The organism is Stenotrophomonas sp. NPDC077420, from assembly GCF_044543385.1.
GTDB lineage: Bacteria > Pseudomonadota > Gammaproteobacteria > Xanthomonadales > Xanthomonadaceae > Stenotrophomonas.
The window spans coordinates 25,432-42,938 of the sequence record NZ_JBITVZ010000007.1 but is presented as its reverse complement, the minus strand read 5'-3'; the positions used below and the strand labels follow the sequence as shown (position 1 = coordinate 42,938).

The following is a 17,507-nucleotide window of genomic DNA, read 5'->3' as shown; positions in this document are numbered from 1 at the left end:
CGCGTCCCCGCCCGAATAGCTCAGCCGGTTAGAGCACTTGACTGTTAATCAGGGGGTCGTTGGTTCGAGTCCAACTTCGGGCGCCAGTATCTGCAGAAGCCGCGAGAAATCGCGGCTTTTGTCGTTGTGGCATTCAGCGCGGGCACTCGGCCGGTGCCCGGCTGCGCGCCGAGCGCGTGCGCCCGACGTTGTTCACCACCACCTGGCCCTGCAGCCGCCCACCGGCGCAGATGTGTACCGTCAGCGGACTGCCGCCGCTGCTCCCGTTGCCCTGGAAGCGCAGCCGCCGCCGTGCCTGACCGGTGCGCGCGCGCAACGCGCTGTCGTCGTAACCGGCGCGGAACTGCAGGATATCCTCCGCCGCAGGGGTCTCGGCGCTGCCGCCGTGGTCCCGGTAGATCAGCCAGCCCCGGCTCCAGTCGCTGCCGCAGTGTGCGCCGTCGGCGCTGGGGCACACCGCCACCGGCTCGTGGCGGGTAATGGCGATGCTGCGGGCGCTGTTGAACACCGACACCAGCTGCATGCGCAGCATGTCGGCGCGCCAGTCACTGAGCGCGCGGCTCAGCGAGGGCAGGGTGAGCAGGCAGAGCAACGCAGCGATGGCCAAGGTCACGCACAGCTCCAGCAGGCTGACGCCGCGCAGACGGCGCGAGGGGTGGCGCGGGGGCGACATGGCAGGCTCCGCTTGCAGGAGCATCTACCCTGTCCCCTGCAGCGGCCGAGCCCCATCAGCGTACCGCCCAGTGGGGCGTCGGCCTGCCCCTCAGCCGGCCGTCACCCAACCCCCCGGTATAATGAAAGGCCCGGTCAATGGCGGCACCATGAGCGATCGCTTCGAACTTGTATCTCCGTACTCCCCGGCGGGCGACCAGCCGGCCGCGATCGAGAAGCTGACGGCCAATTTCGACGCCGGCATCGCCAAGCAGACCCTGCTGGGCGTGACCGGCTCGGGCAAGACCTACACCATCGCCAACGTCATCCAGCAGGTGCAGAAGCCCACGCTGGTGATGGCGCCGAACAAGACCCTGGCCGCGCAGCTGTATGGCGAGTTCAAGGCGTTCTTCCCGCACAACGCGGTGGAGTACTTCGTCAGCTACTACGACTACTACCAGCCCGAAGCCTACGTGCCGTCGTCGGACACCTTCATCGAGAAGGACAGTTCGATCAACGAGCACATCGAACAGATGCGGCTGGCGGCGACCAAGACCCTGCTGTCGCGCCCGGACGCGATCGTGGTGGCCACGGTGTCGGCCATCTATGGCCTGGGCGCGCCCGAGGACTACCTGTCGCTGCGCCTGATCCTGTCCACCGGCGAACGCATCGACCAGCGCGACCTGATCAACCACCTGACCCAGCTGCAGTACACCCGCAACGAGTACGAGCTGCACCGCGGCACGTTCCGTGTGCGCGGCGAGGTCATCGACATCTTCCCGGCCGAATCGGACAGCGAAGCAGTACGCATTGAACTGTTCGACGGCGAGGTGGAGCAGATCAGCATGTTCGATCCGCTCACCGGCGAGAGCCTGCGCCGGCTGCAGCGCTACACCGTGTACCCCAAGACCCACTACGCCACCACCCGCGAGCGCGTGCTGTCTGCGGTAGACACGATCAAGGCCGAGCTGAAGGTGCGGCTGGAGCAGCTGTACGAGCAGAACAAGCTGGTGGAAGCGCAGCGGCTGGCCCAGCGCACCCAGTTCGACCTGGAAATGATGGCCGAGGTCGGCTTCTGCAACGGCATCGAAAACTATTCACGGCATCTCACCGGCAAGGCCGCCGGCGAGCCGCCGCCGACCCTGTTCGACTACCTGCCACCCGATGCGCTGCTGGTGATCGACGAATCCCACGTGACCATTCCGCAGATCGGCGCGATGTACAAGGGCGACCGTTCGCGCAAGGAAACCCTGGTGGAATTCGGCTTCCGGCTGCCCTCGGCGCTGGACAACCGCCCGCTGCGCTTCGAAGAGTGGGAGGCGCGCTGCCCGCGCAGCATCTACGTCTCGGCCACGCCGGGGCCGTACGAACTGCGCGAGGCCGGCGATGAGATCACCGAGCTGGTGGTGCGCCCGACCGGGCTGATCGACCCGGTGGTGGAAATCCGCCCGGTCGGCACCCAGGTGGACGACCTGATGAGCGAGGTCACCGAACGGATCAAGCTCGGCGACCGCGTGCTGGTCACCACGCTGACCAAGCGCATGGCCGAAAACCTCACCGAGTACCTCACCGAACACGGCATCCGCGTGCGCTACCTGCATTCGGACATCGATACGGTGGAACGCGTGGAGATCATCCGCGACCTGCGCCTGGGCAAGTTCGACGTGCTGGTCGGCATCAACCTGCTGCGCGAAGGCCTCGACATGCCCGAAGTGTCGCTGGTGGCGATTCTGGACGCGGACAAGGAGGGCTTCCTGCGCTCCACCGGTTCGCTGATCCAGACCATCGGCCGTGCGGCACGCAACCTGCGCGGCAAGGCCATCCTGTACGCGGACAAGATCACCCGTTCGATGCAGGCGGCCATCGAGGAAACCGACCGGCGCCGTGCCAAGCAGGTGGAATACAACGAAGCGCACGGCATCGTGCCCAAGTCGGTGCTGCGCCCGATCGTGGACGTGCTGGAAGGCGCGCGTTCGGAAGCGGCGGAAAAGGAAGCGCGCGGCAAGGGCAAGGGGCGCGGCGGCAAGGTGGCCGAGGAGGCAGTGGATTACCGCAGCCTGGAACCGGCCCAGATCGCCAAGCGCCTGCAGGCGCTGGAGCAGCAGATGTACCAGCATGCGCGCGACCTGGAATTCGAAGATGCCGCGCGCGTGCGCGACCAGATCCGCCAGCTGAAGGAGCTCAGCCTGGGCTGAACGGCGCGCTGCGAAATACCTTCACAAAAGTGTTGCTCTTCACGCAGGACGCCCGTAATATACGCGGCCTGCACCGACGCAATCGCAACGGCGCAGCGAGAAAAACGGGCGGTTAGCTCAGCGGTAGAGCACTACCTTGACATGGTAGGGGTCACAGGTTCGAACCCTGTACCGCCCACCACGACAGTCCCAGCGACTGGAGTGGCATCCCCGAAAAGCCGACCATCAGGTCGGCTTTTTTGCGTTTCGTCGGTTGCGTTCGCGGCGCATTCCCACAGCACGCACGCCAGCTGCCTGATGTTCCCGGCAGGGAACCGCATCGAGCATGCTCTTTTCCCGGCGTGGCGCGCATGACACTCCCCCTGTTCGGCAAGGCCTCGGCGGCAGCGCTGTTGTGCGGCATCTGCATGGTGGTGTTCGCGCCGCAGCTGCTTCCTGCTCCGCTGGCCGTGTGCGCGCTGCTGCTGGGCGTGCCGCTCTGGTGGGGTTGGGCGCGCGCACGCTGGTGTGGCGCGGTGCTGGTGGGCATCGGCTGGGCCGCACTGCAGGCGCACGCCGCGCTCGACCTGCAGCTGCCTGCCGGTGCGCCGGCCACGCTGCAGCTGCTGCGGGGCAGGGTGGTGGACCTGCCGCAGCAGGGACCCCGCACTACCCGGTTCCGTTTCCGGGTGGACGATGACCCGGCCATGCCGGTCCGGCTGCGGGGTCGCGAGCTGGTGCTTTACTGGCATGACGACAGCGGCGCGCGCACGCCTGCGTCCCGGCATGCGGTGCAGGCCGGGTCGCGCTGGCAAGTGCAGGCCCGGCTGCGACCGCCCCGTGGGCTGCGCAACCCGGGTGGCTTCGACGCGGAGCGGCATGCGCTGTGGCAGCGGCTGGCGGGTACCGGTCAGGTGCGCGCACCGGCCAGGGCGCTGGGTCCACCCGGCGGGCTGCCGGCCTGGCGCGAACGCATGGCGGCCGCGATCGCCACCCAGGTGCCGGGGCCGGGCGCCCGCTTCGTGCAGGCGCTGGCACTGGGCGACACCCGCGGCGTCACCCAGCGCGACTGGGATGACCTGCGAACCTTGGGCTTGACCCACCTGATCGCGATCTCCGGCTTCCATGTCGGGCTGGTCGCGGGCTTCGCGGCGGCATGCGCGGCGCTGGCGTGGCGGACGCTTCCGGTGCTCGGCAGGTGCTGGCCGCGCCCATTGGCGGCCGCCGCGGCAGCGGTGGTCGGGGCCGGGCTATATGCGGCGGTGGCCGGCTTCGCCCTGCCCACCGTACGCACCGTGCTGATGATCGCGGTGGTGGCGCTGGCGCGTTGCGCGCGGCGACCCGTCAGCGTGGGCCAGGCGCTGGCCCTGGCTGCGCTCGCCGTGCTGCTGGTCGATCCGCTGTCGGTGCTGGCGCCGGGCTTCTGGCTCAGCTTTGCCGGCGTGCTGTGGCTGGTCTGGTGCCTGCCAGGCCGCGACGTGCACTGGCTGCGCAGCTTCCTGGCCGCACAGGGGGTGACCACCCTGGCGCTGCTGCCGCTGACCGTGGCGCTGTTCGGCCAGGCCTCGCGCGCCGGGCCGCTGGTCAACCTGCTGGCGATCCCGTGGTGGAGTCTGGTCGTGGTGCCGCTGGCCCTGCTGGGCACCGGCCTGGAGGCGGTGTACGCAGGCGCGGGGCGCTGGCCATGGCGTGCCGCCAGCGCCTGTTTCGACGCCAGCTGGTGGCTGTTCGGCACCGTGGCGCGGCAGCCGTGGGCGCTGTGGTGGGCGCCGCTGGCCGGCACGGCCGCGCTGGCCGCGGCGGTGGGCGGGGTGTTCTGGCTGCTGCTGCCGCGCGCGGCGGGCGCCCGGCTGCCGGCCCTGCTGCTGTGCCTGCCACTGCTGTGGCCGGCGCGGGGGCGGCCAGCGCCGGGTGAGGTCGAGCTGCTGGTGATGGACGTGGGGCAGGGCCTGGCGGTGTGGGTGCGTACCCACCGTCACCGCCTGCTGTACGACGCCGGCCCGGCCGCTGACGCCGGATTCGACGCGGGCGAGCGCATCGTGGTTCCCACCCTGCATGCCCTGGGCGAAAGCGGCCTGGACCGCGTCCTGCTCAGCCATGGCGACCGTGACCACGCCGGCGGCATGCCCGCGGTGCGCCGCGCGTTTGCGATGCCGCTGCTGCAGGCACCCGCGGGGGCGGTCCGGGACGCGGCACTGCCGTGCCAGCGCGGCGACGCCTGGGACTGGGATGGGGTCGGCTTCACGGTCCTGCACCCGCCGCCGGGCAGGGCCCCTGCGGGCAATGCCAGCAGCTGCGTGCTGCGCATCCAGACCGCGCACGGTGCGCTGCTGCTGACCGGCGACATCGGCCACGCCGAGGAAACGCGCCTGCTGGCCCACGATCCGGGGGCGTTGCGCGCGGAGATGACGCTCGTGGCGCACCACGGCAGCGCCGGTTCCTCCAGCGCGCCCTGGGTGCAGGCGGTGTCGCCGCGGCTGGCGATCGTCTCGTCCGGTCACGGCAACCGCTTCGGCCACCCGCGTGCCGAGGTCGTGCAGCGCTGGCGGGACGCCCACGCCGAAGTGCTGGACACCGCCGGCAGCGGGGCGCTGCGGATCTGGCTTGGCCGCGACGGGCTGCAGGTGCGCGAACAGCGTCTTTTCGAACGCCGTTGGTGGGATGCCGCGGAGCGGGCACGGTCGGCTGCTATCCTATCGGCGGTCATACAGGCGGCCGATGGGCCGGAGGGTTGAAACGTGTGGGAACTGGTCAAGGCCGGTGGCTGGCCGATGCTGCCGCTGCTGCTGTTGGGCGTACTGGCTTTGGCAATCGTCCTGGAGCGTTTCTGGACCTTGCGGCGCAATGAGGTCCTGCCCCCGGGGCTGGGCCAGGAGGTCCGCAACTGGGCCGCGCGCGGCAAGCTCGATCCCACCCACATCCAGTCGCTGCGGGCCAACTCGCCGCTGGGCGCGCTGCTGGCGGTGGCACTGGAAGCGCGCAACCGGCCGCGCGACCAGATCCGCGAACGCATCGAGGACGCCGGCCGCCACCTGGTGCACCGCATGGAGCGCTACCTGAACGCGCTGGGCACGATCGCCTCGGCCGGTCCGCTGCTGGGCCTGCTGGGTACCGTGGTGGGCATGATCCAGATGTTCATGGGCATCCTTGACCATGGCGTGGGCGATGTGAACCAGCTGGCCGGGGGTATCGGCAAGGCGCTGGTGTGCACCGCTACCGGCATGATCGTGGCCATTCCCGCCTTGATGTTCCATCGCTACTTCAAGGGCCGTATCGGCGGCTACGTGATCGAGATGGAAATGGAGGCGTCGGCCCTGCTCGACGCGCTGGACGGCCGCCCCGGCGTCATGAACGCGCAGCCGCGCACCGGCACCGGCACTGCGCCGGTCGCCGCCTCGCCTGTCACGGCCAAGGGCTGACGGATGCGCATCCGCAACGACCGGGTCCAGGACGAGGTGCATATCGATCTGGTCCCCCTGATCGACGTCATCCTGGTGCTGATCATCTTCTTCGTGGTCACCACCACCTTCGATGCGCGCTCGACGCTGCAGCTGCAGCTGCCGACCGCCAGCCAGCAGGACACCACCGAACCGCCACGTTCGCTGAGCGTGCTGGTCAATGCCGAAGGCCGCTACTTCATCAACGACCAGGAAGTCCTGCGCACCGACGTTGAATCGGTCAAGCAGACCATCGCCGCGGTCGCCGGCAGCGACCGTGAGCAGACCGTGCTGCTGCGCGCCGACGCCCGCACCCCGTACCAGGCCGTGGTCACCGCCCAGGATGCCCTGGGCCAGCTCGGTTTCCGCCGCATCGCCATCGCTACCGCGCCGGAGGTGCGTCCATGAGTAAACAACACGCGCCGGTCTGGCCGATCTACAAACGCCTGCTGGGCTACACCCGTGCCTACTGGGTGTTCATGGTGGCCGCCGTCATTGCGATGGTGGTCGAAGCCCTGGCCGGCTACCACTTCACCAAGCTGATGGAACCGCTGGTCAACCGCGGCTTCGTCAATCCCGAACCGCGCATGGCGGTGATCCTGCCGTTGACCATCCTCGGGCTGTTCATGATGCGCAGCCTGGCCACCCTGGTCAGCGACTATGCGCTGGCCCGTACCGGCCGCAGCGTGGTGCGCGACCTGCGCGAGCAGGTGCTGTCCAAGTACCTGCACCTGCCGTCGTCGCACTTCGACAGCGAAGCCACGCCGGTCATGGTCAGCCGCCTGAACTACGACACCGAGCAGGTCACCCAGGCCAGCGCCGATGCGCTCAAGACGCTGGTCGCCGACACCCTGACCATCATCGCCATGCTGGTGGTGATGCTGCAGATGAGCGTCAAGGTGACCGTGGCGATGCTGGTGGTGGTGCCGCTGATCGGCGTGATCGTGTCGTTCGTGGGCAAGCGTTACCGCCGCATCAGCCGCGGCATCCAGGACGGCATGGGCAGCATGGCCCAGACCGCGGAACAGTCGCTGGCGGCGCAGCAGGAAGTGAAGGTGCACGGCACCCAGGCGCACGAAATCGCGCGCTATTCCCGCCTGGCCAACCGCATGCTCGGCCTCAACATGAAGGTGGAAACCACGCGTGCGCTGGCCTCGAGCACGGTCCAGTTCCTGGCCGCGCTGGCCCTGGCCGTGATCGTGTGGGTGTCCACCCGCGAAGCGCTGGCCGGACGCCTCAACGCCGGCCAGTTCATGGGCCTGATGACCTCGATGATGGCGATCATTCCCTCGCTGCGCCGGCTCACCAGCGTACAGACCTCGATCTCGCGCGGCGTGGCGGCGGCCGAACGCCTGTTCGGCATCCTCGACCTGCCGGTCGAGCGCGACCAGGGCAGTACCCGTGCGCAGCGCGTGCGCGGCGAACTCTCGTTCGAGCACGTCATGCTGCGTTACCGGGAAGACACCGGCATCGCGCTGGACGACATCACCTTCGACGCCAAGCCCGGCACCGTCACCGCCATTGTCGGCCGTTCCGGCAGCGGCAAGACCAGCCTGATCCGCCTGGTGCCGCGCTTCTATGAACCGAGCGGCGGCTGCATCCGGCTCGACGGCGTGCCGCTGGACGACTACCCGCTGGCCGACCTGCGCCGCCAGGTGGCCATGGTCGGGCAGAAGGTCATGCTGTTCGACGACACCGTGGCGGCCAACATCGCCTATGGCATGGATGCCACCGACGAGCAGATCCGCAGGGCGGCCGAAGCGGCCAATGCCTGGGAGTTCATCGAGCGCATGCCGCAGCAGCTGCAGACCCCGGTGGGTGAAAACGGTGCGCTGCTGTCCGGCGGCCAGCGCCAGCGCCTGGCGATCGCCCGCGCGATCCTGCGCGACGCGCCGGTGCTGATCCTGGACGAAGCCACCGCCGCACTGGACAACGAGTCCGAACGGCTGGTGCAGGACGCCCTGCAGCGCCTGATGCCCGAGCGCACCACGCTGGTGATCGCGCACCGCCTGTCCACCATCGAGCATGCCGACCAGGTGCTGGTGATGGACCATGGCCGCATCGTTGAACGCGGCACCCATGACGAACTGCTCGCGTTGGGCGGGCTGTACGAGCACCTGCACAAGATGCAGTTCCGCGAAAGGCAGCCCTGATGGCGTCCCCGGGTACCCAGACGCCGTCGTACTGGTATGACGGCAGCGCGGTGCCGTTCGCCGCGCGCCTGCTGGCGCCGGTGTACGGCGCGGTGGTGGCGCTGCGGCGTGGGCTGTACCGGCGCGGCTGGTTCAAGCGGCATGCGCTGCCGGTGCCGGTGATCGTGGTCGGCAATGTCACCGCCGGCGGCACCGGCAAGACCCCGCTGACCATTGCCCTGGTCGAGCAGCTGCGCCAGGCCGGCTGGAAGCCCGGCGTGGCCAGCCGCGGCTATGGCCGCCAGGAGGCCAAGCTGGCGCGCTGGGTGGACGCGGACACCGACACCGCGCTCGGCGGCGACGAACCGGTGCTGATTGCCTGGAAAACCGGCGTGCCGGTCCGGGTCGACGCGGACCGCGTGGCCGCCGGCCGGGCGCTGATCGAGGCCGGCTGCGACATCATCGTCTGCGATGACGGCCTGCAGCACTATCGGCTGTCGCGCGACATCGAGATCGAAGTGGTCGACGCCCAGCGCCGCTATGGCAATGGGCGGCTGATCCCGGCTGGACCGCTGCGCGAGCCGGCCAGCCGCGCGCGCGATTGCGACTTCCGGGTGGTCAACCTGGGCCAGGCCAGTGCCGATCCCGAAGCGCTGGCCACCTGCGGGTTTGGCGAGTGGGGCATGCAGCTGCATATCGAGCGTGCCCACCCGCTCAGTGGCGGCCGTGCCCGCGCGCTGTCGCACTTCCGCGGCCAGCGCGTGCATGCCGTGGCGGGCATCGCCCACCCGCAGCGCTTCTTCGACATGCTGCGCGCGCAGGGTATCGGCGTGGTCCCGCACGCGTTCGCCGACCACCACGCCTACCAGGCGGCCGACCTGCGCTTTGGCAGCGAACTGCCGGTGCTGATGACCGAGAAGGACGCGGTGAAGTGCAAGGCATTCGCCACCGAGTGGCACTTCGCGGTGCCGCTGTCGGCCGAGCTGCCGGCCGCGTTCTGGGTGGCGCTGCTCGACCGCGTCGATAAACTCGGCAAGCGCTGAGCGCGCTTGCCACGTCCGCGTTTTCCCGAGAGGTTTCCCTGCATGAGCCAGCCTGTCGATTTCGTCGTTGCCATCCCCGCGCGCTATGCCGCGTCGCGGTTGCCGGGCAAGCCGCTGCGGCTGCTTGGCGGCACGCCGCTGGTGCTGCACGTGGCCGAGCGCGCCCTGCAGGCGGGTGCGCGCGAGGTCTGGGTGGCCACCGATGACGCGCGCATTGCCGACGCCGTGCAGGGCCTGCCCAGCGTGCGGGTGGCGATGACCGCGGCCAGCCATGCCTCGGGGACCGACCGCCTGGCCGAATGCGCGCGCCAGGCCGGGTGGCCTGACGACACCCTGGTGGTGAACCTGCAGGGCGACGAACCCTTTGCCCCGGCCGAAGGCATCCGCGCCGTGGCCGAGGCGCTGGTCTACAGCGGCGCCGACATGGCCACCCTGGCCACCCCGGTCGAGGATGCCGAGACCCTGTTCGACCCGAACGTGGTCAAGGTGGTGCGCCAGCAGAACCTGGACGCGCTGTACTTCAGCCGCGCGCCGATTCCGTGGCACCGCGACGCGTTCGCGCAGAGCCGCGAGCGCCTGTCGGGCGCGCACTGGCTGCGCCATATCGGCATCTACGCCTATCGTGCCGGCTTCCTGCAGCGTTTCGCCGCGCTGCCGCCGGGTGCGCTGGAGCAGCTGGAGTCGCTGGAGCAGCTGCGCGTGCTGGAGGCTGGCCACCGCCTGAGCGTGGCGCTGTCCCCGGCCGCCTTCCCGCCGGGCATCGACACCCCGGCCGACCTGGAGCGCGCCGAGGCCTGGCTGGCCCGTCGTCAAATTGACGGTGGCACGACGGTCGGATGACGCCGACTCCTGCATAATCAGCGCATGAACGTACAGCTCGTCCAGGACCTTCCCGAATTCGCCACGTGGCTCAATTCCGCGCCGACCACCCTGACCGAACTGCGCGGCCGCCCCGTGGTGCTGGCCTTCGTCAATGCCGGTTCGGCGTGGTGCGCGCAGCGGCTGGCCGAGCTGGGCCAGTGGCAGTCGCGCAACCCCGGCAAGCTGCAGCCGCTGGTCCTGCACGTGCCGCGCTTCGATTTCGAACGCGAACCGGAGCAGGCGTTGAAGCTGCTGCGGCGCCAGGGCGTGAGCGCACCGGCACTGCTCGACGCGGACTGGGATGGCTGGCGCCGGTTCAACATCACGGCCTGGCCGACCCTGGTGCTGCTGGATGCGCAGGGCAGGGAAGTGGACCGGCTGGTGGGGTTCGCCGACGACCTGGACCGCGCGCTCAACGCGCTGTGCCAGGGGGTCGCCAGCCCGCTCGGCGGCGATGCGCCGCGCGCGCGCGAACTGAGCCCGGAGCCGCGCCTGCCGTTGCTGTTCCCGTCGGCGCTGGCGGTCAGCACCGAGCGGCTGTACATCGCCGACAGCGGGCACCACCGTATCCTTGAATGCAGCCACGCCGGTCGCGTGCTGCGCCAGTTCGGCCTGGGCACGGCCGACATGATGGACGGCGGCCCGGGCGAGGCGGCGTTCAACCGGCCGCAGGGCCTGGCGCTGGAACGCGAATGGCTGTACGTGGCCGATACCGGCAACCACGCGCTGCGTCGCATCCACCTGTTGACCGGCCAGGTCGATACCCTGTGCGGCAATGGCCGCCCCGGCGACCCGCGCGAGGGTGGGGTGGACGATCCCCGCCAGACCGCCTTGAACCACCCGCACGGCATCGCCGTGGCTGACAACCAGATCCATATCGCGATGTCCGGCGACAACCGCATCTGGAGCTACCACCTGGGCCAGCGCACGCTGTCCTGGCGGGCCGGCTCCGGGGCGCTGGACGAGCGCGATGGCAGCGGCCACCTGGCCGCCTTCGCGCAGCCGGCCGCGTTGGCGGCGGTGCAGCAGGTGCTGTACGTCTGCGATGCGCTCGGTTCGGCGATCCGCTCCGTGCAGCTGCGCGGCGACCTGGTCCAGACCCTGGTCGGGCAGGGGCCGTATGCCTTCGGCGAGCAGGATGGCCCGCGCGCCACCGCACTGCTGCAGTATCCGCAAGCCATCGCGATGAGCCCCGATGCACCGGTGCTGTGGATCGCCGACGCCGGCAATGGTCGCCTGCGCACCCTGCGCCTGGGCGGCGGTGAGCTCGGCACGGTGGAGCTGCCGCGGCGCCTGCACGGTCCTTCCGGGCTGGCACTGGGGGCCGGCGCGGTCTGGATCGCCGAAACCGACGCGCACGCCGTGCTGCGTTTCGACCCGGTCAGTGGCGTATTGAGCGACGTGCCGATCAGCGAATGACCCTGTCCACCGCACCGGCCTTCGACGGAAAGGCATTCGCGGCCCACCTGAGCACCGCGCCCGGCGTGTACCGCATGTACGCCGCCGACGACACCCTGCTGTACGTCGGCAAGGCGCGCGCGCTGCGCAACCGGGTGGGCAGCTACTTCAACGGCGCGCCGAAGAACGCGCGGATCATGTCGATGCTGTCGCAGGTCGCGCGCATGGACGTCACCGTCACCCGCTCCGAGGCCGAAGCGCTGCTGCTGGAAAACCAGCTGATCAAGTCGCTGTCGCCGCGCTACAACGTGTCGCTGCGCGACGACAAGACCTATCCGCAGGTGCTGCTGACCCGTGAGGAGTGGCCGCGCATCGCCCTGCACCGGGGCCCGCGTGCGGTACCGGGGCGCTACTTCGGCCCGTACCCGGGCGTGACCGCGGTTCGCGAAACGCTGAACCTGATGCACAAGCTGTTCAAGCTGCGCAGCTGCGAGGACAGCGTGTTCCGCAACCGCTCGCGGCCATGCCTGCAGTACCAGATCGGCCGCTGCAGCGCGCCGTGCGTGGCACTGGTGGCCGCCGACGACTACGCCGAATCGGTGCGTCGCGCCGCGTTGTTCCTGGAAGGCAAGAGCGACCAGCTGGCGCGCGAACTGGGCACGCAGATGCAGGCGGCCAGCGAAGCGCTCGAGTTCGAGCAGGCCGCGCGCCTGCGCGACCTGGTCACGGCCCTGCGCAGCATGCAGACCCGGCAGTACGTCGACGGTCGTGCCGCCGACCTGGACGTGCTGGCGTGCGCGACCCAGGGCGCCAGCGCGTGCGTGATGCTGTTGTCGTTCCGTGACGGGCGCAACATGGGCACGCGTCCTTTCTATCCACGCACCAATGGCGAGGAAAGCGCCGAGGAAGTGCTGGGCGCGTTCGTCTCCCAGTACTACGCCGAACATGCGCCGCCACGCGAGATCCTGCTCGACCGCGAGATTCCCGACGCCAGCCTGATCGAATCGGCGCTGAGCGACTCGGCCGAACACAAGGTGCAGCTGAAGTGGAACGTGCGGGGCGAACGCGCCGGCTATGTGGAACTGGCCAGCCGCAATGCGCAGATCACCCTGGTCAGCGAGCTCACCAGCCGCAGCGCGCAGCACGCGCGCAGCGAGGACCTGCGGCAGATGCTGGGCCTGGCCGAAGCGGTCAAGCGGGTGGAGTGTTTCGACATCAGCCACACCATGGGCGAGGCCACGGTGGCGTCGTGCGTGGTGTTCGACGCCAGCGGGCCGGTGCGCAGCCAGTACCGCCGCTACAACATCAGTGGCATCGAGCCGGGCGATGACTACGCCGCCATGCGCCAGGCGATCGACCGCCGCTTCCGCCGCGCGGTGGAAGAAGAGGGCGTGTTGCCGGACCTGCTGCTGATCGACGGCGGCGCCGGCCAGCTCGCCCAGGCCCAGGCGGCGTTGGCCGACCTGGGCGTGGAAGGGGTGATGCTGGTGGGCGTGGCCAAGGGCGTGGAACGTCGCGCCGGCCACGAAGCGCTGGTGCTGCCCGACGGCCGCGAGCTGCGCCCGGGTGCAGCGTCGCCGGCCCTGCAGTTCATCCAGCAGGTCCGCGACGAAGCGCACCGGTTCGCGATCACCGGGCATCGCGGTCGCCGCCAGAAGGCGCGCATGACCAGCAAACTCGAGGACATTCCCGGCATCGGGCCCCGTCGTCGCGCCAGCCTGCTCAAGCACTTCGGCGGCCTGGTCGGCCTGAAAGCAGCCGGTGAGGCGGAAATCGCCAAGGTCGAAGGCATCAATGACGCCCTGGCCGCACGCATCTACGCTAACCTTCATGGACTGCCCACGCCCCCTGCGGCCGGCGAGTAGAGAGACGCAATGAAGTTGACCCTCCCCACCTGGCTGACGCTGCTGCGGATCGTGATGATCCCGGTGCTGGTGCTGGTGTTCTATCTCCCTTATACCTGGACCAACTTCGCGTCCGCGGCGATCTTCGGCCTGGCGGCGCTGACCGACTGGCTGGATGGCTGGATCGCCCGCCGCTATGACCTGGCTTCCGCGTTCGGCGCCTTCCTCGATCCGGTCGCCGACAAGCTGATGGTGGCGGTGGCGCTGTTCCTGATCGTGCAGGGCCACCCGACCCCGTGGATGGCGTTCTGGGCCGCGGTGATCGTCGGTCGCGAGATCGCGGTGTCGGCGCTGCGCGAATGGATGGCGGAAATCGGCCAGCGTGCGAAGGTGCGCGTGGCGCTGATCGGCAAGATCAAGACCACCGCGCAGATGGTGGCGCTGCTGTGCCTGCTGTACTCGGTGGCGCCCAACACGCCGGTGTCTTCCATCTGGATGGGCGAACCGGTGTTCCACATCGGCGACTGGACCCTGGCCATTGCTGCGGTGCTGACCCTGTTCTCGGGCCTGCAGTACCTGCACGCGGCGTGGCCGAGCCTGCGCGAAGACGAGCGTGCCGCGCGCGAAACCGCGCGCGCGAAAAAGAAGGGCTGAGGGCTGTTGACAGCACCGCGTTTGGCTGTAGAATTTCGCCTCCCAAGCGGGAATAGCTCAGTTGGTAGAGCGCAACCTTGCCAAGGTTGAGGTCGCGAGTTCGAGTCTCGTTTCCCGCTCCAGATACAGGAAAAAGCGACCTCCGGGTCGCTTTTTTCGTTTCCGTCCCCATTCGGAAATCACTGCATGAACCTGTTGACGACGTGAAGGAATACCGACACAATAGCGCTCCCTCGACGCAGGTCGACGGGAAAAGCAGCACATGAGCGGGAATAGCTCAGTTGGTAGAGCGCAACCTTGCCAAGGTTGAGGTCGCGAGTTCGAGTCTCGTTTCCCGCTCCAGATCATGTGTCGCAATGCTGGCGTATTACCTGCTGTTCCGGTAATATATGCGCCTGATTTTGCGGGAATAGCTCAGTTGGTAGAGCGCAACCTTGCCAAGGTTGAGGTCGCGAGTTCGAGTCTCGTTTCCCGCTCCAGATTCGAACCAGGCCCCGCATGCGGGGTCTTGTTCTGTAAGGTCACCGGCCTGGTGGCAGAGTGGTCATGCAACGGATTGCAAATCCGTGTACGCCGGTTCGATTCCGACCCAGGCCTCCAGTTGTTCGAGAAACCCCGCTTTGGCGGGGTTTTTTCGTTTTCACCGCCGTGGCGGCCCTTCACCTGCCCGGTACGACGCCCTGCCTACTGTGCAGGATCCTTTCTTACCGAGGTGTTCGATGGATCTGGCCATGTGGATTGCGGCTGCCGGGGTGCCCGGTTCGTTCTGGGATTCGCCCAGCAACGTCAGCGGCGCGGTCATGCTGGGCTTCGGAGCGGCGGCCATCGCCCTCTCGTTCGGCCTGGCCAAGGTATTCAAGCGTTTCAACGGGGTGGCCTGGCTGGTACTCGGCGCGGGCGTGGCGATCGCGGCCTACGGCGTCCTGCGCATCAGCGCCTGACGTAGCTGAATCATTCAGTTCATCAGCGGTGCAGGATGCGCCGCTGGTTGACTTCGCGCGAAGGCCGTGAAAGGGTGGGGTGAAACGTGGGTGAAGTTCCGTTGCCACCCAGCGACGGGGCGGCAGGCGAAAGCCTGGCAGGGGGAATTGCTCGTCTCGATCCAGAGCGGGTTCAAGGGAGGTCGTATGCAATACGGCGCGAACGATCTGGCCAGCGGTGTACGCACCGAGCTGGAGGCCAGTTACAGCAAGCATGGGTGCGGGCCGGAATTCTGGACCACCTATCAGCAGGTGCTGGAGCGCCTGGTGCCACAGGGGCGCAGCCGTACCCAGGTGACCAACGAACTGGCCCTGATCATCGAACAGCTGGGCATCGTCCGGCGCGCGCAGATGGTGCCGCCGCCGAGCACGCGGCTGCGCTGACACCGGCTGCGGAACCGGCGCCATCGACGTCCATGGCGCATCACCGCGGCCGCGGCTACAGCTGCCGCATCCCCAGCGCCAGCAGCAGGACCAGGCCGCCCAAGGGAGCGAGTACGCGCGGGCGCAGCCAGCGCCTGGGCTGGCCCTGCATGCCGTGGGTACTGGCGATGCGCAGCAGGCCGACCGGAAACCGCCATGCGCGCATCTGCGCATCGCAGGCGTCCACGCAGGCGCCGCAGGCGATGCAGTCCGGCAGCGGGCCATTGCGCACGTCCAGCTGCATCGGGCATGCCTGCACGCACGCACTGCAGTCCAGGCAGTCGCCAAGCCGGTCCTCGGCAAAGCGCGGCAACGGACCGGCCAGCGCCGGGTGCGCTGCACGGAACGCGTAGTCGCTGGCGCTGGTGGGATCGAGCAGCCCGCGACCGCGCTGCTGCACGCTGCCACGGCCGCGTGCGCGCGGCCCGCGCGGTTCGCCGCGGCGCGCGTCGTAGCCGACCTGCGGCGTGTCCGCATCGAACAGCGACGGCGCCAGGCGCGCGTAGGGGCACAGGTCGAGGCACACCTGGTCGCGCAGGAATCCGGCGTTGGCCCAGGTGGCGGTGGCATGGAACAGCACCCAGAACCGTTCCCAACCGCTCCATTGCCCGGGCCAGAACCCGACGACCAGCGCGTCGATGGGCGTGAACAACCCGACGAAGGTGATCCCGGTCCACAGCGCGATCAAGGCCCAGGCCACATGTTTGAGGGTCGCCGCCAGCGCCGGGTGCCGCGACCCGCGTGCGCAGCCGCGCTCGACCCAGCGGAACAGGGCACCCCACAGGGTCTGCGGGCAGGCATGCCCGCACCAGACGCGCCCTGCGAGGGTGGTCAGCAGCGCCAGCGAGCACGCCATGACGGCGACCGCGCCAAACAGTACGCCCACGTCTCCGGGCCACAGGGTCCAGCCGAACAGGTCGAAGCGGCGCGCCGGCAGGTCGAACAGCAGCGCCTGGCGGCCCTCCCAGCGCAGCCAGGGCAGGGTGTAGAAGCCACCCAGCAGGGTCACCGACAGCAGCGCACGCCAGCGCAGCGCCGGGCGTGCGATGGTGGCACAGGTCGCGCTCATCCCAGCGGCAGCTCGTCATCGTCGCGGGGCAGGGGCCGCAACAGGTAGCCGGTCACCGCGCTGGCCAGCGCGGTGACCGCCCAGAACATGAAGAAGCCAAGGGTGTAGCCGAATTCGCGGCTGAACGCCTGGCCGGGGAAGCTGATGTCGCGCAGGCGCAGCGGATCGACGAAGGCGAAGAACACCGTGCAGGCCAGTCCGGCGGCGATGAAACTGGGCCACAACACGGCGCCCCAGTAGTGGATGAGCATGTGGCGGCGGATGCCGGGGGAATCGTTGGCGGGGCGCATGGCACGCACACTAGGCCCTGCGACAGCACGCCACATTGATCCTGATCAAAGCGGCGTCGCATCATGGCGGCATTGCCTGCCCCGCTGCCGAGGAATTCCATGTCGCCGCCCGCCGTTCCCGCCCTGCCGGTGGCCTCGCTGCAGCTGTGCAGCGAGGCGGAGGTGACGCGGCTGGTGCACGACTTCTACGCGCGCGTGCGCCAGGACCCGCTGCTGGGCCCGGTGTTCGACGCGCGCGTCCACGACTGGGACGCGCACCTGGCCCAGCTGGTCGATTTCTGGTCGGCCATGCTGCGTGGTACGCGGCGCTTCAACGGCAACCCGATGTCCCGGCACATGGCCATGCCCGAGTTGGAACGGGCGCTGTTCGACCGCTGGCTGCTGTTGTTCGGCCGAGCCACCGCCGAATCGGACAATGCGCCGATGCAGCGCCTGGCCGACGACGTCGCGGTGCGCATCGCCGACACCTTCTGGCGGCGCATCCAGATGCAGCGCTGGCCCGAGCTGCCCGTCGTGCGGATGACGCGCCCGGATTGATCTGGCTCAATGCG

General features: G+C 69.1%; 16 protein-coding genes and 6 tRNA genes. 19 read left to right on the top strand and 3 right to left on the bottom strand.

Annotated features, from left to right (window positions below; genetic code table 11):
- Nucleotides 1-9 precede the first annotated feature (9 nt).
- A tRNA-Asn gene (locus ACIGII_RS08920) sits at nt 10-86 on the top strand.
- A gap of 47 nt (nt 87-133) precedes the next feature.
- On the opposite strand, the gene ACIGII_RS08915 is transcribed toward ACIGII_RS08920, so the two are convergent.
- A complete protein-coding gene (locus tag ACIGII_RS08915) occupies nt 134-673 on the bottom strand; it encodes a GspH/FimT family protein (protein ID WP_399636838.1) in 540 nt (179 codons plus the stop codon).
- 148 nt (nt 674-821) lie between these two features.
- On the opposite strand from ACIGII_RS08915, the gene uvrB reads away from it, so the two are divergent.
- The 17 genes from uvrB to ACIGII_RS08830 all read left to right on the top strand — a co-directional run bounded on the left by uvrB (nt 822) and on the right by ACIGII_RS08830 (nt 15,558).
- A complete protein-coding gene (gene uvrB, locus ACIGII_RS08910) occupies nt 822-2,846 on the top strand; it encodes an excinuclease ABC subunit UvrB (RefSeq protein WP_399636835.1) in 2,025 nt (674 codons plus the stop codon).
- Nucleotides 2,847-2,952: 106 nt separating this feature from the next.
- Nucleotides 2,953-3,027, top strand: a tRNA-Val gene (locus ACIGII_RS08905).
- A 169-nt stretch (nt 3,028-3,196) separates the two neighbouring features.
- On the top strand, nt 3,197-5,560 hold the full coding sequence (locus ACIGII_RS08900) for a DNA internalization-related competence protein ComEC/Rec2 (protein ID WP_399636832.1): 2,364 nt from the start codon (nt 3,197-3,199) through the stop codon (nt 5,558-5,560).
- A gap of 3 nt (nt 5,561-5,563) precedes the next feature.
- Nucleotides 5,564-6,244, top strand: a complete 681-nt coding sequence (locus ACIGII_RS08895) for a MotA/TolQ/ExbB proton channel family protein (protein ID WP_399636829.1) — start codon at nt 5,564-5,566, stop codon at nt 6,242-6,244.
- A gap of 3 nt (nt 6,245-6,247) precedes the next feature.
- Nucleotides 6,248-6,670 carry a biopolymer transporter ExbD gene (locus ACIGII_RS08890; RefSeq protein WP_070209310.1) on the top strand — a complete coding sequence of 141 codons (423 nt, stop codon included), beginning with the start codon at nt 6,248-6,250 and terminating at the stop codon, nt 6,668-6,670.
- Nucleotides 6,667-8,415, top strand: coding sequence for a lipid A export permease/ATP-binding protein MsbA (gene msbA / locus ACIGII_RS08885; RefSeq protein WP_399636826.1), 1,749 nt, complete (start codon nt 6,667-6,669; stop codon nt 8,413-8,415). The genes ACIGII_RS08890 and msbA overlap by 4 nt, the downstream gene beginning before the upstream one ends.
- Nucleotides 8,415-9,437: a tetraacyldisaccharide 4'-kinase gene (lpxK, locus tag ACIGII_RS08880; protein WP_399636823.1), complete on the top strand. Its 1,023-nt coding sequence runs from the start codon at nt 8,415-8,417 to the stop codon at nt 9,435-9,437. The genes msbA and lpxK overlap by 1 nt, the downstream gene beginning before the upstream one ends.
- Nucleotides 9,438-9,479: 42 nt before the next feature.
- Nucleotides 9,480-10,277, top strand: a complete 798-nt coding sequence (gene kdsB, locus ACIGII_RS08875; protein WP_399636820.1) for a 3-deoxy-manno-octulosonate cytidylyltransferase — start codon at nt 9,480-9,482, stop codon at nt 10,275-10,277.
- 24 nt (nt 10,278-10,301) lie between these two features.
- Nucleotides 10,302-11,717 carry a hypothetical protein gene (locus ACIGII_RS08870; RefSeq protein ID WP_399636818.1) on the top strand — a complete coding sequence of 472 codons (1,416 nt, stop codon included), beginning with the start codon at nt 10,302-10,304 and terminating at the stop codon, nt 11,715-11,717.
- Nucleotides 11,714-13,561 carry an excinuclease ABC subunit UvrC gene (gene uvrC, locus ACIGII_RS08865; RefSeq protein ID WP_399636815.1) on the top strand — a complete coding sequence of 616 codons (1,848 nt, stop codon included), beginning with the start codon at nt 11,714-11,716 and terminating at the stop codon, nt 13,559-13,561. The genes ACIGII_RS08870 and uvrC overlap by 4 nt, the downstream gene beginning before the upstream one ends.
- A 9-nt stretch (nt 13,562-13,570) precedes the next feature.
- On the top strand, nt 13,571-14,194 hold the full coding sequence (gene pgsA, locus ACIGII_RS08860) for a CDP-diacylglycerol--glycerol-3-phosphate 3-phosphatidyltransferase (RefSeq protein ID WP_399636812.1): 624 nt from the start codon (nt 13,571-13,573) through the stop codon (nt 14,192-14,194).
- A 46-nt stretch (nt 14,195-14,240) separates the two neighbouring features.
- Nucleotides 14,241-14,316 (top strand) — tRNA-Gly (locus tag ACIGII_RS08855).
- Between the two features lie 144 nt (nt 14,317-14,460).
- Nucleotides 14,461-14,536: transfer RNA gene (locus ACIGII_RS08850), tRNA-Gly, on the top strand.
- Nucleotides 14,537-14,597: 61 nt separating this feature from the next.
- Nucleotides 14,598-14,673 (top strand) — tRNA-Gly (locus ACIGII_RS08845).
- A gap of 47 nt (nt 14,674-14,720) precedes the next feature.
- Nucleotides 14,721-14,794, top strand: a tRNA-Cys gene (locus ACIGII_RS08840).
- A 131-nt stretch (nt 14,795-14,925) separates the two neighbouring features.
- On the top strand, nt 14,926-15,135 hold the full coding sequence (locus ACIGII_RS08835; RefSeq protein ID WP_399636811.1) for a hypothetical protein: 210 nt from the start codon (nt 14,926-14,928) through the stop codon (nt 15,133-15,135).
- A 186-nt stretch (nt 15,136-15,321) separates the two neighbouring features.
- Nucleotides 15,322-15,558, top strand: coding sequence for a hypothetical protein (locus tag ACIGII_RS08830; RefSeq protein WP_399636809.1), 237 nt, complete (start codon nt 15,322-15,324; stop codon nt 15,556-15,558).
- 55 nt (nt 15,559-15,613) lie between these two features.
- On the opposite strand, the gene ACIGII_RS08825 is transcribed toward ACIGII_RS08830, so the two are convergent.
- Nucleotides 15,614-16,666: a 4Fe-4S dicluster domain-containing protein gene (locus ACIGII_RS08825; protein ID WP_399636806.1), complete on the bottom strand. Its 1,053-nt coding sequence runs from the start codon at nt 16,664-16,666 to the stop codon at nt 15,614-15,616.
- Nucleotides 16,663-16,956 (bottom strand): hypothetical protein, encoded by a 294-nt coding sequence (locus ACIGII_RS08820; RefSeq protein WP_399636804.1) that lies wholly within the window; start codon nt 16,954-16,956, stop codon nt 16,663-16,665. Before ACIGII_RS08820 ends, ACIGII_RS08825 begins: the two co-directional genes overlap by 4 nt.
- A 99-nt stretch (nt 16,957-17,055) precedes the next feature.
- Between ACIGII_RS08820 and ACIGII_RS08815 the strand changes: the two genes are divergently transcribed.
- The gene (locus tag ACIGII_RS08815) at nt 17,056-17,493 is read left to right on the top strand and encodes a group III truncated hemoglobin (RefSeq protein ID WP_399636802.1); all 438 of its coding nucleotides are present in this window, start codon (nt 17,056-17,058) and stop codon (nt 17,491-17,493) included.
- The last annotated feature ends 14 nt before the right edge of the window (nt 17,494-17,507 follow it).

Bases quoted from the DNA above. Each gene is read 5' to 3' on its own strand.
- ACIGII_RS08915 (WP_399636838.1), bottom strand. From the start codon at position 673: ATGTCGCCCCCGCGCCACCCCTCGCGCCGTCTGCGCGGCGTCAGCCTG.
- uvrB (WP_399636835.1), top strand. From the start codon at position 822: ATGAGCGATCGCTTCGAACTTGTATCTCCGTACTCCCCGGCGGGCGAC.
- ACIGII_RS08900 (WP_399636832.1), top strand. From the start codon at position 3,197: ATGACACTCCCCCTGTTCGGCAAGGCCTCGGCGGCAGCGCTGTTGTGC.
- ACIGII_RS08890 (WP_070209310.1), top strand. From the start codon at position 6,248: ATGCGCATCCGCAACGACCGGGTCCAGGACGAGGTGCATATCGATCTG.
- msbA (WP_399636826.1), top strand. From the start codon at position 6,667: ATGAGTAAACAACACGCGCCGGTCTGGCCGATCTACAAACGCCTGCTG.
- lpxK (WP_399636823.1), top strand. From the start codon at position 8,415: ATGGCGTCCCCGGGTACCCAGACGCCGTCGTACTGGTATGACGGCAGC.
- kdsB (WP_399636820.1), top strand. From the start codon at position 9,480: ATGAGCCAGCCTGTCGATTTCGTCGTTGCCATCCCCGCGCGCTATGCC.
- ACIGII_RS08870 (WP_399636818.1), top strand. From the start codon at position 10,302: ATGAACGTACAGCTCGTCCAGGACCTTCCCGAATTCGCCACGTGGCTC.
- uvrC (WP_399636815.1), top strand. From the start codon at position 11,714: ATGACCCTGTCCACCGCACCGGCCTTCGACGGAAAGGCATTCGCGGCC.
- pgsA (WP_399636812.1), top strand. From the start codon at position 13,571: ATGAAGTTGACCCTCCCCACCTGGCTGACGCTGCTGCGGATCGTGATG.
- ACIGII_RS08835 (WP_399636811.1), top strand. From the start codon at position 14,926: ATGTGGATTGCGGCTGCCGGGGTGCCCGGTTCGTTCTGGGATTCGCCC.
- ACIGII_RS08830 (WP_399636809.1), top strand. From the start codon at position 15,322: ATGCAATACGGCGCGAACGATCTGGCCAGCGGTGTACGCACCGAGCTG.
- ACIGII_RS08825 (WP_399636806.1), bottom strand. From the start codon at position 16,666: ATGAGCGCGACCTGTGCCACCATCGCACGCCCGGCGCTGCGCTGGCGT.
- ACIGII_RS08820 (WP_399636804.1), bottom strand. From the start codon at position 16,956: ATGCGCCCCGCCAACGATTCCCCCGGCATCCGCCGCCACATGCTCATC.
- ACIGII_RS08815 (WP_399636802.1), top strand. From the start codon at position 17,056: ATGTCGCCGCCCGCCGTTCCCGCCCTGCCGGTGGCCTCGCTGCAGCTG.